This window comes from Achromobacter sp. MYb9 (genome assembly GCF_002975275.1).
Lineage (GTDB): Bacteria > Pseudomonadota > Gammaproteobacteria > Burkholderiales > Burkholderiaceae_B > Achromobacter.
This window is the reverse complement of record NZ_PCOQ01000008.1, coordinates 142461-157520: the sequence shown is the minus strand read 5'-3', so window position 1 is coordinate 157520 and position 15060 is coordinate 142461. Positions and strand designations below refer to the sequence as shown.

14 protein-coding genes and 1 tRNA gene are annotated in these 15060 nt (G+C 62.7%); 8 read left to right on the top strand and 7 right to left on the bottom strand.

Features of this window, described 5'->3' with window-relative positions; all coding sequences use genetic code 11:
* Positions 1-128 precede the first annotated feature (128 nt).
* From CQ050_RS14370 to CQ050_RS30710, 5 genes are all read left to right on the top strand, one after another.
* Positions 129-545 (top strand): ogr/Delta-like zinc finger family protein, encoded by a 417-nt coding sequence (locus CQ050_RS14370; protein WP_369868313.1) that lies wholly within the window; start codon positions 129-131, stop codon positions 543-545.
* Entirely contained in the window at positions 532-936 is a 405-nt protein-coding gene (locus CQ050_RS14365; RefSeq protein WP_146121030.1) for a hypothetical protein, read from the top strand. The genes CQ050_RS14370 and CQ050_RS14365 overlap by 14 nt, the downstream gene beginning before the upstream one ends.
* Positions 937-1017: 81 nt before the next feature.
* Positions 1018-1251, top strand: coding sequence for a hypothetical protein (locus tag CQ050_RS14360; protein WP_105557502.1), 234 nt, complete (start codon positions 1018-1020; stop codon positions 1249-1251).
* Between the two features lie 535 nt (positions 1252-1786).
* Positions 1787-4615, top strand: a complete 2829-nt coding sequence (locus CQ050_RS14355) for a toprim domain-containing protein (protein ID WP_233214047.1) — start codon at positions 1787-1789, stop codon at positions 4613-4615.
* Positions 4616-4910: 295 nt separating this feature from the next.
* Positions 4911-5129, top strand: a complete 219-nt coding sequence (locus CQ050_RS30710) for a hypothetical protein (RefSeq protein ID WP_146121029.1) — start codon at positions 4911-4913, stop codon at positions 5127-5129.
* A gap of 72 nt (positions 5130-5201) precedes the next feature.
* Here CQ050_RS30710 and CQ050_RS14350 read toward each other — a convergent pair whose 3' ends face one another.
* From CQ050_RS14350 to cysS, 7 genes are all read right to left on the bottom strand, one after another.
* On the bottom strand, positions 5202-6485 hold the full coding sequence (locus CQ050_RS14350; RefSeq protein ID WP_105557500.1) for an integrase arm-type DNA-binding domain-containing protein: 1284 nt from the start codon (positions 6483-6485) through the stop codon (positions 5202-5204).
* Positions 6486-6659: 174 nt separating this feature from the next.
* Positions 6660-6752: transfer RNA gene (locus CQ050_RS14345), tRNA-Ser, on the bottom strand.
* An 89-nt stretch (positions 6753-6841) separates the two neighbouring features.
* Complete coding sequence (locus CQ050_RS14340) at positions 6842-8107, bottom strand: aspartate kinase (RefSeq protein WP_105557499.1); 1266 nt, start codon at positions 8105-8107, stop codon at positions 6842-6844.
* Between the two features lie 146 nt (positions 8108-8253).
* Positions 8254-9249, bottom strand: coding sequence for a tRNA lysidine(34) synthetase TilS (gene tilS / locus CQ050_RS14335; RefSeq protein WP_233214046.1), 996 nt, complete (start codon positions 9247-9249; stop codon positions 8254-8256).
* Between the two features lie 151 nt (positions 9250-9400).
* A complete protein-coding gene (locus tag CQ050_RS14330) occupies positions 9401-10366 on the bottom strand; it encodes an acetyl-CoA carboxylase carboxyltransferase subunit alpha (RefSeq protein WP_006225512.1) in 966 nt (321 codons plus the stop codon).
* Positions 10367-10402: 36 nt separating this feature from the next.
* Positions 10403-11047: a DNA-3-methyladenine glycosylase gene (locus CQ050_RS14325; protein WP_006225511.1), complete on the bottom strand. Its 645-nt coding sequence runs from the start codon at positions 11045-11047 to the stop codon at positions 10403-10405.
* Between the two features lie 20 nt (positions 11048-11067).
* A complete protein-coding gene (gene cysS / locus CQ050_RS14320; protein WP_105557497.1) occupies positions 11068-12522 on the bottom strand; it encodes a cysteine--tRNA ligase in 1455 nt (484 codons plus the stop codon).
* 387 nt (positions 12523-12909) lie between these two features.
* Here cysS and CQ050_RS14315 point away from each other — a divergent pair, with 387 nt between their 5' ends.
* The 3 genes from CQ050_RS14315 (at position 12910) to CQ050_RS14305 (ending at position 15003) form a co-directional block, all read left to right on the top strand.
* Positions 12910-13593 (top strand): tetratricopeptide repeat protein, encoded by a 684-nt coding sequence (locus CQ050_RS14315; protein ID WP_105557496.1) that lies wholly within the window; start codon positions 12910-12912, stop codon positions 13591-13593.
* A gap of 134 nt (positions 13594-13727) precedes the next feature.
* Complete coding sequence (locus CQ050_RS14310) at positions 13728-14237, top strand: peptidylprolyl isomerase (RefSeq protein WP_006225507.1); 510 nt, start codon at positions 13728-13730, stop codon at positions 14235-14237.
* On the top strand, positions 14230-15003 hold the full coding sequence (locus CQ050_RS14305; protein ID WP_105557495.1) for a UDP-2,3-diacylglucosamine diphosphatase: 774 nt from the start codon (positions 14230-14232) through the stop codon (positions 15001-15003). Before CQ050_RS14310 ends, CQ050_RS14305 begins: the two co-directional genes overlap by 8 nt.
* Positions 15004-15060 lie beyond the last annotated feature (57 nt).

Here is a 15060-nt window from a genome sequence, read left to right as displayed (position 1 = left end):
ATCACTGCGTCACGTCACAAAGCAGAGTGTCACACCATGCAACATACACCATCCAAGCGCCGACCAGCGCCCAAACGAGTGCAACGCCCCATGGTTGGCTTGCGTATGGACACATTGGAATTTGAGCAATGCAAGGCATTGGCAGAAGCCGATGCCCGGTCTGCCGGACAGTTCGCCCTGTTGATGTACCGGCGCGGTTTAGCGGACTACCAGCGCGAAACGGCCGGCGCTTCAACCCCCCGGCGTCGCGGCGGTGCGAAATGAATGTGCTTGGCCAGCACTGCCCTCACTGCAACAAGTTCGCGACGGTCCGCACGAGCGAAATCGTCTCTCCCACCATGCGAATTCTCTATTTCCAATGCCGGGACATCACATGCGGACATACGTGGGTTTCGCACTTGGAAGCAGTCCGCACCGTCTCGCCGGCATCGATACCCAATCCGAATGTCCATCTGCCCATGTCCACCAAGGCTGAAATCATTCGACAACGCCTTGCAGCTTCCTCCGATCCACGTCAACTGAGCCTCGACCATGAAAACGAATAACGCCCACCTTTCCGTTGTGAGTGGTTCCGTGAACTGGAATCGGAATTTTCTGGCGGACCAAGCCCATCAGTTCCTGGCCGTTGAGTTGGCACACGGCACACGCCCCGCCGCATTCCGCGACAACCTCTTGCTTGAACGCTGCACTGCATACCTGATGGCCGTGGCCAACTGCTCGAAGCGCACGGCCGCCACACAAGCCGCGCAGGCCATCGCCGAGGTATCGAGCGCCCGTAGCCGCCTGACTCTGGACATGGACCGCAGTACGAGCCATGCCCTGTTTGTCATTGACCGAACATCCGGCGCCACCCGCGTGATTTCAGCCGCAGAGCTTGCCGTCATTCTGGACGCCCACGGCACCGCACAGGCGCCCCGCCAAGCGCGCGCCCACTAGCCCCTACCCCCCCTTGTTTCCGTCTTGCTGGCGGGCGTTCTGGCGCCCGCCACGGATAACTGTTTTCTAAAGGAATTAAATATGCCCGCCATCCCCGTGCATGCCCGCATCGAAACCCATATGAACGACGACGAGGTAAAGGCCTTGGCCAAACTAACCGAGTACCTTGTTCGTGGCGCCTATGAACCGGGGCAATCCCTTTTCTTGACCGCCGCCGCCGGCGACGCCGTCATTTCCGGCCACATGCTTACCGCCGCCTGCACCGTCCACGCTGCCGCCATGCGCACGCTGCGCGAACGTAATCTGCTGGGCTGATTTGATGCGCGCAGACCTTCAACGCGCCCACGCTGCGGCACATCTGCGCGGCACGCTAGAAGAGGCATTGCAATGCCCCCTTCTTAGGCGTTGCTTGGAAATCACTGCGCGTGCCCTGGTCGGTGCCCCCTGTCTCGACCACCACCCAGAAGCCAGCGTGCCGGCCTCGCCGCCCCAACGCCATCCGAAACCCAACGCCGCGCACCGCCCTGACTTCAAACGCGCCTGCGCGGCAGACCTGGATTAGCAATGACCAGTCAACCCGCACCCGAATTGACCGTGACGGCGGCGAAAGCCAAGCGCCCTAGCCGGCCTGCCCCCGATCAAATCCTGCCTGACGCCCTCTATTCATGGAACGACATTGCGGGCTTTGTGCGTATTGGCCGTGCCACATGGCATCGCCATGTCAAAGCCATGACTGCACCGCAACCCCTGACGCTGGGAAGTCGATGCACGCGCTATCGAGGCCGCGAAGTCCTAGCCTGGATTGCCTCGCCCGGCACATATCGGGCCGACCCCCAAACAGAGAAGTGAAATGCAAGCACGTGTCCCGAATGCCGCGATGGCCAAATGGTTTGACCGCCTGAAAAGCGATATCGACTTGCACGACCTGGCCGACCGCCTGGGCCTCAAGCGCCATGGCGCGAAAGGCAACTATCACAGCCCGCACCACACAGACAAGACCGCATCGGTTTCGGTCTTCAAAGAGGGGCGCATGTGGAAGGACTGGAGCGGTACAACCGAGGGCGGAACGGCCATAGACCTGGTGATGTACTGCAATGCGGCGGAAACGCCCCTAGACGCCGCCAAACTGCTCGGGCAATGGTATGGCCTGCCCATGCCACTGCCCCAGCCGCTAGAAGCCGGGAATTCCACCGAGCGTAAAAGCATGGTGGACCACATCGCTGATCGTTGCCTTTCCAGCCCCGAGCCGGTCATTGCCTACCTGGTCGGCCGCAAGGTCCGCGAGGATGTGGCCAGACTCGCGCTCAAACAGCGCGCAATCGGTTGGAACATTTGGCGCAGTGACAAGGTAGCGGCCGGTGAACCTGGCCATGGCGGGCCGGGCGCGGCGTTCATTGTCCGCGCCGCCGGCGGCGCTCAGGTGGCGGCCGTCGATCTGCGATACGAAAACGCCCAGCTCAATGGCGGCGTGAAGACGCAATGTCAGGGCGAGAAACTGGGCCACGGCTGGACGAGCGACCGGCGCCGGCTGGAACGCGCGCATACCGTGTATATCGTGGAAAGCCCGATCAACGCGCTATCAGTGGAGTGTGCCCATCTGCCGGCGGGCACCGCGGCTTATGCGATTCGCGGCACTGGCAACGTGGAGGCAATAGATTGGTCATTCCTGCGCGGCAAGAACGTGCGCATCGCGCTAGATCATGCCGACCCGATCAACGAGCGGAGCCGGCTGCGCCCCGGCTTGGCCGCAGCCTGGCGCCTGTCGGAAATCCTTACCGCCCAAGACATCAGTTCCTTGCTGGTGGACATGCACGATTGGGACGAGGGCGAAGACATTAACGATGTGCTGGCGAAGCGGGGCGAGGATGAGCTAACCCGCCGCCTGCGCACGCTAGAGGCGTGGCTTATCCCCGGCATGCCCGGAGGCGGCGACCCCGAGCGCCTCGACGGTACCCGGCGCGTGTTTCTGCCGGGGCATGACTTCGGTGTGTACTGGCGGTACCGCGTCAAGGACGATTTCACGCAGTACGTGGCCAAGTTCAAGGATAGCGACGAGGAGGACGGCAAACGGTCAGAAGACCTAGAGGATATGTGCTCGTTCCGTGTGGCGGGCTTTTCCCGCCTACGGATTCAAAGCCACTTGGCCACGCTGAGCGGTCAGCCCGATACTCAGCCCGAGACCGTTTTCGGCGTAAGCGCTCAGGTGCCGCGCCATGGCGCCGCGCTTCAACGTGAAGTCGTCAGCGATGAGCGCCTGTACAACCTTGAATGGTGGCGGGCGAAGTTCGGGCAGGTCTGGATGCCGCAACAGTTCACCCGCATGATTACCGTTCTCGAACGCACCGCCCACCTGGGCGCGCGCGACGTGGTGAACTTCGTAGGCTTGGCTTGGCGTGCTGGCCAGCCGGCAGCGCTAGAGGGAAAAGACTGTTATTTCATGGAGCCGCAAAAGCAGTGCCTGTACTACAACATGCAGTTTCCGCGCGGCTCTCGCGAAAACGCCGCAGCAGTCATCGAAGCGTACCAAGCGACATTCCAAGACAACGCGGCAGCGATTGCGCTGGTGTGGGTGCTTGGTGCACACATCAAGGCCATTCTGGGCTTCTACCCTCATCTACAAATGCAGGCCGAGAAGGGTTCCGGCAAATCCAAGCTGCTGGAAAGTCTGCAATCAACCCTCGCGTTTCAGGTGCTATCGGGCCAGATGCTCAAGACAGACCACCGCCGGCGTGCCTCCGTGTCCTACACCACGCAGCCCGTCGGCTGGGATGAATTTTCCAAGCTCCCCAAGGCTGTGCTGTCGGACATCGACGGACTGCTACAGGCGACCTACCGATTTGAGTTCACCCGAGTTGGCGCAACCCTAACGCCATACCTGATGTGCGCGCCGGTTCTCCTGGCCGGCGAAGAGGTCGACGTCGAAAGCCTGCAATCGAAACTTTGCCGCACGTCTCTATCGGTGGCGCGCCAAGGTGCGGTCATCCCCCACGACCTGCCTCAATTTCCTGTGTGGGAATGGCTGCATTTTCTGGCTGGCCAGCAGCCTGCACGGATCCGGGATCTGCATGCCAGGTGCATGGCGGGCTGCGTGCGGCGCGCTCGATCGGAGGAGCGCGACGCGACAGCAAAGCGCATGATGGAGAACTATGCGGCCGTTATGACTGCCTGGCTGCTTGTGTGCGAGTTCGCCGGCATTGAGGCGACGCAGGGCGGCTTCGCGGACAATTTGATCACCGAAATGAACACGCACATCGCGGACACCAACGGTACGCGCCTGCCCTGGGTCTGGATCATGGAAATCCTGCTGTCTGAGATTGAGGCGCGGCGGTTCTCCTTTCCCTACGCTTTTGATCGCGTCATAGATGAACAGGGGCAGGACCAGATGGCCCTATTCCTGCGCCCAAATCACGTAATGGACCATCTATCCACGGCACCGCATTTGCGTGCCAAGTTCGACGCCTTGCCAGTCAAGACCGGCCGCATCTTCAAACAACAGCTCATGCAATCAGGCGTTGTGGCCATGGCCGGCGGTAAACCCCTAGACGACGTGGAAAAGCGCGTGCGTGGCCAGCGTGCCGCACACCTGACCGGCATTCGCCTCGACAAATTGGCCCAGCTCGGCCTGTACGTGACGCCCGACCTGGTTGGCGAAGACTCTAGTGCACAGCGGCCGGCATAAATCGGCCTTCTGGCCTCACCTTAACAGCCCGCCGCGCGCGGGCTTTCTTCCTTTTCCAATAACCCTACTCTCGTATCAACATTCCCCGGAGCTGGTCGAACCTGGATCACTAGACCCGCCGCACGTCAAGCGAAGATTGCACGACAAGGGGCGGAAATTGCCCCGCCGGGTTGGCATGCGGTTAAATTCCCCTGTGGTTACGTGCCTTATTTCTCTATAACTCTTTGATGTTGTACAGGAAGTTGCCGCCGAAACCACTCCAAAATCCCACGATTTCGGCCTGAAACCCCACGGTTTGCAATACTTTCTGTGGGACTCAATTCCTTCTGTTCCTCGCTATCTTTTCTTCTTTCTTTTTAAAAACAAAGAGATAGAGATAAAGAAAGAAGGCGAAGAAGAAAAGACGGATGCCACGATTTCGGATAAGTGGTCAAAAATTGAGCCACAGTTTCAAACCCCATTTTGTGGCGAAACTGTGGCTCAAACATTGCGCAATCTAGACGCAAACCGTTGATTTATATAGCTGTGCAACCTGGTTCCACGGTTTGCCACAGTTCCACAGCTTTTTTGCTACCGCCCCCGCCGATCAAGCAGCGCGCACCAGAGGCAGCACTTTGCCGCCGAGCCGCAAGGTGTCCATATAGTCGGACCACTCCTGCATGAAATGAACACGCTCTTGCAGGAACGAAGTGCGGTTGTAGGCACGGCCTAGCGAATCGGCCACTTTGTGCGTGATCTGCAATTCCAATACCTCGACAGGGGTTCCCAACCGCTCCGCAGCCAACGTCCTCGCCGATGCGCGGAACCCATGAGCCGTCATCTCGCCCGCGAAGCCCAGGCGCATGAGCGCGGCCCGTACGGTGTTATTGGACAGCGGCTGTCCTGGCTTGCGCTGAGACGCAAACACCAGCCCCGTACGGCCCGTCAGCGGTTGCAGTGCCGTTAAGATGGCCACGGCCTGGCGCGACAGCGGCACAAGGTGCGATTCCCATCCGGTGCGCGTGATCTTCGTATCCCCTTCGGCCTCTGCGCGTGCTGCCGGAATCTCCCACATGGGCGCGCCCCAGTTCTTTCCGGCCAGGTCGAATTCATCCCATGCCGCTTCTCGCAGCTCAGACGGGCGCTGGAATACCAGCGGCGACAACTGCAAGAGGCATTGCGTGACAAGCTCCCCCGAATAGCTGTGAAGCCCCCGCAGCAAGTCGCGGAACTTGTCCGGCGTGGTGATCGCCGCGAAATGCCCGGCCTTGGGCGTAATGACGGCGCCCTTTAGAGTTTGCGTTGGATCACGCCGCGCGCGGCTTGTGGTCATGGCATAGCGGAACACATCCCCCATGATTCCGCGCAGCCGCCGCGCAGTTTCCGGTGCGCGCTTCTCCACGCGATGCAGCAGGGCTAGTAGCGTAGGCTCGTCATGCTCTAGGTCTCGGGGCGTGCGGCCACCGATCCAAGGGAAGACATCCTTCTCAAGCTTTGCCAGGATCGAATCGACGTAGCCCGGCGAGCGCCCGGCGGTCAATTTCTTGGCCCACATCTCGCGCGCCACGGCCTCGAAATCGGCCTGCATGTCCGTACGCGCGGTGATCTTTTCGGTTTTCCGCTGCGCCATCGGATCGACGCCAACTGCGAGTTGGTGGCGCGCCTGCTTGTGCTTGTCGCGCGCCGCCTTCATCGTGACTTCGGGATAGACACCCAGCGCCATCGTGCGGGCGCGGTCGATGAACCGATAGTCATAACGCCAGTACTTACCGCCATCGGCTTTGATCAGCAGGTACAGGCCGCCGCCGTCCGAAAGCTTGTAGTTCTTCGGCCCAGGCTTGGCCGAACGAACTTTGATCTCTGTGAGCTTCTCCAGCGCCTTGACGGTCATATGCAGGTATTTTTCCGGTGTCTGAACGGGTTACCCCGAAGTACCTGCAAAAATACCTGCCTATGTGGTGACCTGTCCAGGTACGAGCTGGGACAACGAGAACCAATGAAAAACCCGCAGAGCGTTAGCTTCTGCGGGTTTTGAGACATCGCGGTTTATCGCGGTATCTGTATTTGGCGGAGACGGTGGGATTCGAACCCACGATGCAGTTTTTAGCCACATACTCCCTTAGCAGGGGAGCCCCTTCAGCCTCTCGGGCACGTCTCCGAAAAGAGAACGAGATTCTAGCACGTTTTTTTTGAGTCTTGCCCGCAAACGGGGCCATCAATCAAAAAAACGTGCCGAAACCGTTGCCTTTATTCCTTGGCGCCCGGCGTCTGGTCCAGGCCGAAGGCCTTGTGCAGCGCGCGCACGCCCAATTCCATGTACTTGTCGTCGATGATGACGGACGTCTTGATCTCGCTGGTGCTGATCATCTGGATGTTGATGCCTTCTTGCGAAAGCGTCTGGAACATCAGGCTGGCCACGCCCACATGCGAGCGCATGCCGATGCCCACGATCGAGACCTTGGCGACTTTCTCGTCGGTGGACAGTTCGCCCGCGCCCACGGCGGGGATGACTTCGCGCTTGAGCAGGTCGACGGCGCGCGCGAACTCGTTGCGGTTCACGGTGAACGAGAAGTCGGTCGTGCCAGCCACGGACTGGTTCTGCACGATCATGTCGACGTCGATGTTGGCGGCGGCGACAGGACCCAGGATGGAGAAAGCGATGCCCGGTTTGTCGGGCACTGCCAGCAAAGTGATTTTGGCTTCGTCGCGGCTGAAGGCGATGCCGGAGACAACGGCGGCTTCCATTTTTTCGTCTTCCTCAAAAGTAATCAGCGTGCCCGAGACCATTTCTTCGTCGAGCGGGATGAGCGGGTCGGTCAGCGAGGACAGGACCCGGACCGGTACACGATATTTGCCGGCGAATTCAACCGAGCGGATCTGGAGGACCTTGGAACCCAGCGACGCCATTTCCAGCATTTCCTCGAAGGAAACGACGGCCATGCGGCGCGCTTCGGGCACCACGCGCGGATCGGTCGTGTAGACGCCGTCCACGTCGGTGTAGATCAGGCATTCGTCGGCCTTGATGGCCGCCGCCACGGCCACCGCCGAGGTGTCCGAACCGCCACGGCCCAACGTCGTGATGTGGCCTTCCGGGTCGATGCCCTGGAAGCCCGTCACGATGACCACGCGGCCAGCGTCGAGGTCGGCGCGGATGCGCGCGTCGTCGATGGAGCTGATGCGCGCCTTCGTGAAGGACGAGTCCGTGCGCACAGGCACTTGCCAACCGGCATAGCTGCGCGCCGGCACGCCTTCGGCCTGCAGCGCGATTGCCAGCAAACCGCTGCTGGCCTGCTCGCCGGTGGCGGCGATCATATCGAGCTCGCGGCCATCGGGCTGGGGCGAAATTTCGCGTGCCAGGCCAAGCAGGCGATTGGTTTCGCCCGCCATTGCCGACGGCACAACAACAACCTGGTGGCCTGCGGCATGCCACTTCGCGACGCGACGCGCCACGTTCCTGATGCGCTCGACCGAGCCCATCGAAGTACCGCCATATTTGTGAACGATCAGGGACATCTCGTACTCTGGCTGGGAACCCGCCGCAAAGTGGTGGCGGGCAAAACCATATATTCTAGCGCGGCGGTAAAAATTTGCTCAGTTTGAGGAAATTTATGTTCATTACGCGGCTATTTTTCTGCGGATTCTTTCCAAAGCAGCCGTTTTTATCCTCTGGGCTCTACCCAGACCCGTCCCCGATGACATCGGATGACGTGCCCCGCCTGCTCCACCCGCAACTGGCGGTCATGGCCCAGGCTGTGCAGTTCGCGCAGTTGGCGCAAGAGGTCGCGCAGGCGCGCGTCGGTGGGCATACGCGCGCCGTTCTGCGCCAGCCAATGGCGCAGCACTTGCGACTGGCGCGCCGCAGACAACCCACGCCATGCTTGCAGCGAAAAACTGACGCCGTCCGGGCTGGGATCCAGTCGGGCGAAATCCTCGCGCGCCACCTCATCAAGGATCTGGGCAGCCTCGGCCATGTGCGCCGCATGCCTGGCGACAATGCCCCGCCACGCGGGCCAGCGGCGATCCAGCACCGGCGCCAGCAGTTCACGCACCGCGGCGCGCGTGTAGCGGGGATCGGCATTGGTGGGATCCTGCACCGGTTGCCAGCCGCAGGCGGCTTCGACGGATGCCGCCGCCTGCAGGATGGTCGCGCGGTCCTGGTCTAGCCAGGGGCGCAGATACCAGAGGCCGTCGCGCAGCGACGCCGGCGACATGGCCGCCATGCCGGCCAGCCCCGTGCCGCGCAACAGACGCAGCAGCACGGTTTCCGCCTGGTCGTTGCGGTGATGCGCCAGCAGCACATGCCGCGTTCCATGAGCTTGCGCCAATTCGGCCAGCGCCGCGTAGCGGGCGTCGCGGGCAGCCGCTTCAATGCCTTTACCGCCCGCTTGCTCGACGTGGACCCGGGCCTCGGCCACGGACACGCCCAGCAAGCCGCCCAGCGCATGCACCTGGCACCCCCAGGCATCGGCGGCGGCCTGCAGGCCGTGATGCACATGGAACAGCGACAGGCCGATGCCGAGCTCGCGGCATACGGCCGCCGCATGCACGGCCAGCATGGCCGAGTCCGCGCCGCCGCTGACCGCGACCGCGATGCGGGCGGGACGCTCGGGCAAAGCCAGCAGGGCGTGCCGCAACGGGGCGGCCAATGCCGACATGACGGGAGGCCCAGCGGGGGCCGATGGCGTACCGGAATGCACAACGCCCGACTCGGCCGCGTGGGGCGTGTCGGGCGTTGGCCGGACGTTCATGGGGATGGCGCGGGTAGCGCGGTGGCGACGCCGGCTGCGTGCCGGCGCCTTGCCCGCCTTACGCGCGCACTTCCTGATAAGCGCCGTAGGACAGCAGGCGTTGCACGCGCTGTTCCACAAGCTGTTCGGGCGTCATGCCCTGAAGCTGGCGCAGGGCGTCGCCCAGCGCGCGGCGCAGCAGGCGCGCCATGACGCGGGGGTCGCGGTGCGCGCCGCCCACGGGTTCGTTGACCACCCGATCCACCAGACCCAGGTCTTTCAGGCGCGGAGCGATGATGGCCAGCGCTTCGGCGGCGTCGGGCGCCTTGTCGGCGCTGCGCCACAGGATCGAGGCGCAGCCTTCCGGCGAAATCACGGCATAGGTGGCGTATTGCAGCATCAGCACGGCGTTGCCCACGGCGATCGCCAGCGCGCCACCCGAACCGCCTTCGCCGATGATCGTGCAGATCACCGGGACCTTGAGTTCGGCCATGGCGTACAGATTGTGGCCGATGGCTTCGGACTGGCCGCGCTCTTCGGCACCAATGCCGGGATAGGCGCCCGGGGTGTCCACGAAGGTAAACACGGGGATGCCGAATTTCTCGGCCAGGCGCATCAGGCGCAGGGCCTTGCGGTAGCCTTCGGGACGCGGCATGCCGAAATTGCGGGCAGCGCGTTCCTTGGTGTCACGGCCCTTCTGATGGCCGATGACCATGCAGGGGGTGCCGTTAAAGCGTGCAAGACCGCCGATGATGGACTGGTCGTCGGCGTACATGCGGTCGCCGTGCAGTTCATGGAAGTCGGTGAACATTTCGCGCACGTAGTCCAGCGTATAGGGACGCTGGGGATGGCGGGCGACAAGGGCCGTCTGCCACGGCGTGAGCTTGGCGTAGATTTCCTTGGCCAAGGTCTGGCTCTTCTGCTGCAGACGTCCGATTTCGTCGGAGATGTCTACCGCTGAATCGGCCTGCACGTAGCGCAGCTGTTCGATCTTGTTTTCAAGTTCGGCCAGCGGCTGTTCAAATTCCAGAAATGTATTGCGCATGTAGTGTGGTTCCGTAGATGGGCTGCCTGGTGTGCATCAGTATTGAACCGGTGTCGGTTCCAGACTGCGCCATAAGTACCAGGTTGCCACGGTACGCCAGGGCTGCCACGCCAGCGAGACTTCGCGAGCCTCGAAGCGCGAGACAGGCTCGCCACTGAAATAGTGTAGCGAGATTGCCTTGAGCAACCCGGGATCATCCAGCGGCAGGACGTCAGGCCGCTGTAGATTGAAAATCAAAAACATCTCCGCCGTCCAGCGTCCGATGCCGCGAATGGCGACCAATTCCGAAATAACGGCTTCGTCGTCCATGGCGGCCCACTTTTCGGGGTGGACGCGGCGTTCGCCGAAATGCACCGCCAGGTCGAGCACGTATTCGGCCTTGCGCTGGGACAGGCCGGCCTTGCGCAGCCCGTCCACGCCCACGCGCAGCACGGCGACCGGCGTGGGGCGCTTGCCCACGGCGTCGATGAACTTGGTCCAGACGGCATCGGCCGCCTTGGTGGAGATCTGTTGGCCGATGATCGCCCGCGCCAGCGTCACGAACGGCGTGCCGCGCGAGGTCAGCCAGACCTCGGGATGCTGGGGGATGACCTTTTTCAGGATGCGGTCGCGCCGCATCAGATGGGCGACGGCGGCCTCCCAATACTCGGGCTTGGGGATGTCGAGATCGGCGGTGGACATATCGGGCGTATCCACTGGGCTCAGGCCCGGCGCCATTGCGTCAAGCCACCCGGCTTGTCGTCGAGCTCAATCCCCGCATCGCGCAATTCGGCGCGGATGCGGTCTGCTTCGGCGAAATCGCGGGCGGCCTTGGCGGCTGCGCGAGCGTCGATCAGCGCCTGGATCGCGTCGGCGTCCAGCGTGGCGCGCGGGCCTTGCTCGATCGCCGCGGCGGAATAGCGGGTGGACGACTGGAAATACGTGGCGGGGTCCTGTTGCAGCAGGCCCAGCAGCGACGCCAGCGCCTTCAACTGGCCGGCGCTGCGCGCGCTTTTGGTGCGATTGGCCTCGGAGGCCAGCTCAAACAGGGCCGCAATCGCGCCGGAGCTGTTGAAATCGTCGTCCATGGCGGCCTTGAAGGCCTGCGCCTGCGGCTCGTTCCAGTCGATGCCCTGGTCGTCGGCCGGCACGTTCTGCAGCGCCTGGTACAGGCGGTCCAGCGCGTTCTGCGCGTCGATCAGGTTGTCGGGCGTGTAGTTTTGCGAGCTGCGGTAATGGTTGCGCACGATGAAGAAGCGCACCATTTCGGCTTCGCGCGGGTTGACGCGGTAGGTCGCCTCGTCCGTGGCCGGGTCGCCCTGGGCGACCGTCTGGCGGATGGTGCGGAAATTGCCCAGGGACTTGGACATCTTGTCCGAATCGACCATGAGCGGGCCGCAATGCATCCAGATATTGGCCAGCGTGCCGCCGAAGGCGCCTTCGGTCTGCGCGATCTCGTTTTCGTGGTGCGGGAACTTCAGGTCGGGACCGCCGCCGTGGATGTCCAGCGGCAGGCCCAACAGGGACTTGCTCATGGCCGAGCACTCGATGTGCCAGCCCGGACGGCCCAGGCCGTAAGGCGACTCCCACTTGGTATCGGCGGGTTCGTCGGCCTTGGCCGATTTCCACAGCACGAAATCCAGCGGGTCGCGCTTGGCCGAGCCCACGGCCACGCGTTCGCCGGCGCGCAGGTCGTCCAGCGTCTTGCCGGACAGCTTGCCGTAACCGGCAAAACCGCGAACGGCGTAGTTCACGTCGCCGTCGTCGGCCTGGTAGGCCAGCCCGTTCTTTTCGAGCTTGCCGATGATGTCCAGCATATCGCCCACGTAGTGGGTCGCGCGCGGCTCGCGGTCGGGCGATTCGACGCCCAATGCCTGCTCGTCGGCGTGCATGGCGGCGATGTAGAACTCAGTGACTTCGCCGATGCGGCGGCCGGTTTCAACGGCGCGGCGGATGATCTTGTCGTCGATGTCCGTGATGTTGCGCACGTAGTCGACCGCCAGCCCGCTGGCGCGCAGCCAACGCTGCACGATGTCGAACGAGACCAGCATGCGGGCATGGCCAAGGTGGCAGAAGTCGTACACGGTCATGCCACACACGTACATGCGCACCTGACCAGCCTGGGCCGGTTTGAACGGTTCTTTGGTACGCGATAACGTGTTGTAGATTTGCAGCATGGCGCTTTAGGATTCGTCTAATTGCTTCCGGGGCGGATTCGGAAAGTTGCTTGCGAAGGACAATACCTTCGCAGCCTGCCGCCAACACCAACATCATCGAATATCGACGACGGGTCTTGCCAGACGCCGGGTTTGATTCGGGTCTATGCCGAGCCAAATCCGGATCTGCTTCGGGCCTATTTCGGGCCTATTTCGGGCCTATTTCGGGGTCTATTTCAGCCCTATTTCGGCCCTGCTTCGGCTTTCGCCCCCATTACAGCCCCTGGCGCGACACCCGATGTCGAACCAAAAACTCAACCGGGGCTAAAATGGCGGTCGTCAAGTATAGCAAGCGGCCCGGTCGCGCGCGTAAGTGCGAGCCGGCCACGACTTTTAACGGATACCCACGTGACTATCAAGCCGCGTTTTTGTGTCGCCCTGCTCGCCCTGGCTGTTGCTGGCGCGCCGGTTGGAACCGCCCTTGCCCAGTCGATGGCTGGCGGCGCCGGCACCAACCCCAATGCCACCCGCACCACGCTGGATCCGATTCCGCCCGAAGGCGGCTGGGACGGCCTGGCCAAGCTGCTGGAAGCGGCCAAGCCCGGCGTCGATACGCGGCTTGCCCCGTCCCCCTCGCAGGTCACCACGCGCATCGAGATGCTGCTGAACCGCGGCGACGTGGATGAAGCGCTGGCATTGATCGAAAAGCGCGAGGCAGAGATCAAGGACCAGCGCGGCACCGACGTGCAGCTGATGTTCCAGCACGCGCGCGCCCTGGCCGCCTTGAACCGCACGAACGAGGCCATCGACATCTACACCGACATGACCACGCGTTTCCCGGAGCTGCCGGAACCTTGGAACAACGTGGCGGCTCTATATGCCAGCCGCGGTGAACTTGAAAAAGCGCAAGATGCCCTGCAAATGGCATTGCGCGCCGACCCCGGCTATGCGGCCGCCCGGGCCAATCTGGGCGACCTGCAACTGCTGCAGGCCCTGCAGACTTACAAAAAGGCCGCCCGCGACGGCGTGCCCGGCATGCAGGACAAAGCCCGCGAAGTCGAAACCATGCTGAAGGATAAACAAGGCAAATGATGTCCCGTTACTCCCCCTTCCACCTGTTGCGCCTGACGGCGTGCTCGTTCGCGCTGGCCGCATTTGCCCCAGCCCTCGTCAGCGCCGCCCCCGCGGCCACTTCTTCCACCCCCACTTCTGAAGGCACAAAAGCCATGAGCACCAATCCCCGCGTCAAGCTCGTCACGAACCAAGGCGACATGGTCATTACCCTGGACGCCGCCAAGGCGCCCAAGACCGTCGAGAACTTCCTGACCTACGTCAAGGAAGGCTTCTACAACGGCACCGTGTTCCATCGCGTGATCGACGGCTTCATGATTCAAGGCGGCGGTTTCGAACCCGGCATGAAGCAAAAGCAGACCCATGCCCCGATCGAGAACGAAGCCAACAATGGCCTGAAGAACGACAAGTACACCCTGGCGATGGCCCGCACCAGCGACCCGCACTCGGCGACTGCCCAGTTCTTCATCAACGTGTCGAACAACGACTTCCTGAACTTCACGTCGCCCACGCCGAACGGCTGGGGCTACGCCGTCTTCGGCACCATCACCGAAGGCACGGACGTGGTCGAAAAGATCAAGGGCGTGAAGACCGGCAACAAGGGCTTCCACCAAAACGTGCCGAACGAAGACGTGATCATCGAGAAGGCCGAAATTCTTGAATAAGATTGCCTTGTCCGGACCGATCTGGCTGGCATCCGACTTGCATCTGGGGCCGGCAACGCCGGCTACCTCCGAGGCCTTCCTGGCCTTTCTGCAAGCCGCGCAAGAAGACGCTGCCGCGCTGCTGCTGCCGGGCGACATCTTCGATGCCTGGATTGGCGACGACGTGATCCGCGCCGCACCACCGTGGCTGTCCACGGTGCTGTCGGCGCTGCGGGAAACCGCCGGGCGCATCCCGGTGTGGCTGGGCCGCGGCAACCGCGACTTCCTGATCGGGGAAGAACTGGCCAACACCGTGGGCGCCAAACTGCTGCCCGAACCGGCCCTGCTGGAAACGGATTTCGGCCAGGTGCTGCTGACCCATGGCGACGAGTTCTGTACGGACGACGCCGCGTATCAGCAGTTCCGCAAGATGGTCCGCGACCCGCGATGGCAGGCCGAGTTCCTGGGCAAGACCATTCCCGAACGCCTGGCGATGGCACAACAGGCCCGTGGCGAAAGCCAGGCGGCCAACCAAACGAAGTCCATGGAGATCATGGACGTCAACGGCGCCGCCGTCGACGCCATCTTCCGCGAGACGGGCGTGCGCGTGCTGGTGCATGGCCACACGCATCGCCCCGCCCGCCACGTGCTGGAAGTCGACGGCAAGAAATGCGAGCGCTGGGTACTGCCCGACTGGGACTTCGACCACGTGTCGCCCGCCCGGGGCGGCTGGCTGGTCATCGACCGCGACGGCCTGGAGTTCTACGATCTGGAAGCGGAAGCGTAACCCCCGCGCCACCGCCAACGCGCACAAGAAAAAGGGCCTCGCAAACACGGCGAGGCC

Coding starts and splice junctions, on each gene's coding strand:
- CQ050_RS14350 (WP_105557500.1), bottom strand. CDS start 6,485: ATGACCGTCAAGGCGCTGGAGAAGCTCACAGAGATCAAAGTTCGTTCG.
- CQ050_RS14365 (WP_146121030.1), top strand. CDS start 532: ATGAAAACGAATAACGCCCACCTTTCCGTTGTGAGTGGTTCCGTGAAC.
- CQ050_RS14355 (WP_233214047.1), top strand. CDS start 1,787: ATGCAAGCACGTGTCCCGAATGCCGCGATGGCCAAATGGTTTGACCGC.
- CQ050_RS14340 (WP_105557499.1), bottom strand. CDS start 8,107: ATGTCCCTGATCGTTCACAAATATGGCGGTACTTCGATGGGCTCGGTC.
- CQ050_RS14310 (WP_006225507.1), top strand. CDS start 13,728: ATGAGCACCAATCCCCGCGTCAAGCTCGTCACGAACCAAGGCGACATG.
- CQ050_RS14370 (WP_369868313.1), top strand. CDS start 129: ATGCAAGGCATTGGCAGAAGCCGATGCCCGGTCTGCCGGACAGTTCGC.
- CQ050_RS14330 (WP_006225512.1), bottom strand. CDS start 10,366: ATGCGCAATACATTTCTGGAATTTGAACAGCCGCTGGCCGAACTTGAA.
- cysS (WP_105557497.1), bottom strand. CDS start 12,522: ATGCTGCAAATCTACAACACGTTATCGCGTACCAAAGAACCGTTCAAA.
- tilS (WP_233214046.1), bottom strand. CDS start 9,249: ATGTCGGCATTGGCCGCCCCGTTGCGGCACGCCCTGCTGGCTTTGCCC.
- CQ050_RS14360 (WP_105557502.1), top strand. CDS start 1,018: ATGCCCGCCATCCCCGTGCATGCCCGCATCGAAACCCATATGAACGAC.
- CQ050_RS14325 (WP_006225511.1), bottom strand. CDS start 11,047: ATGTCCACCGCCGATCTCGACATCCCCAAGCCCGAGTATTGGGAGGCC.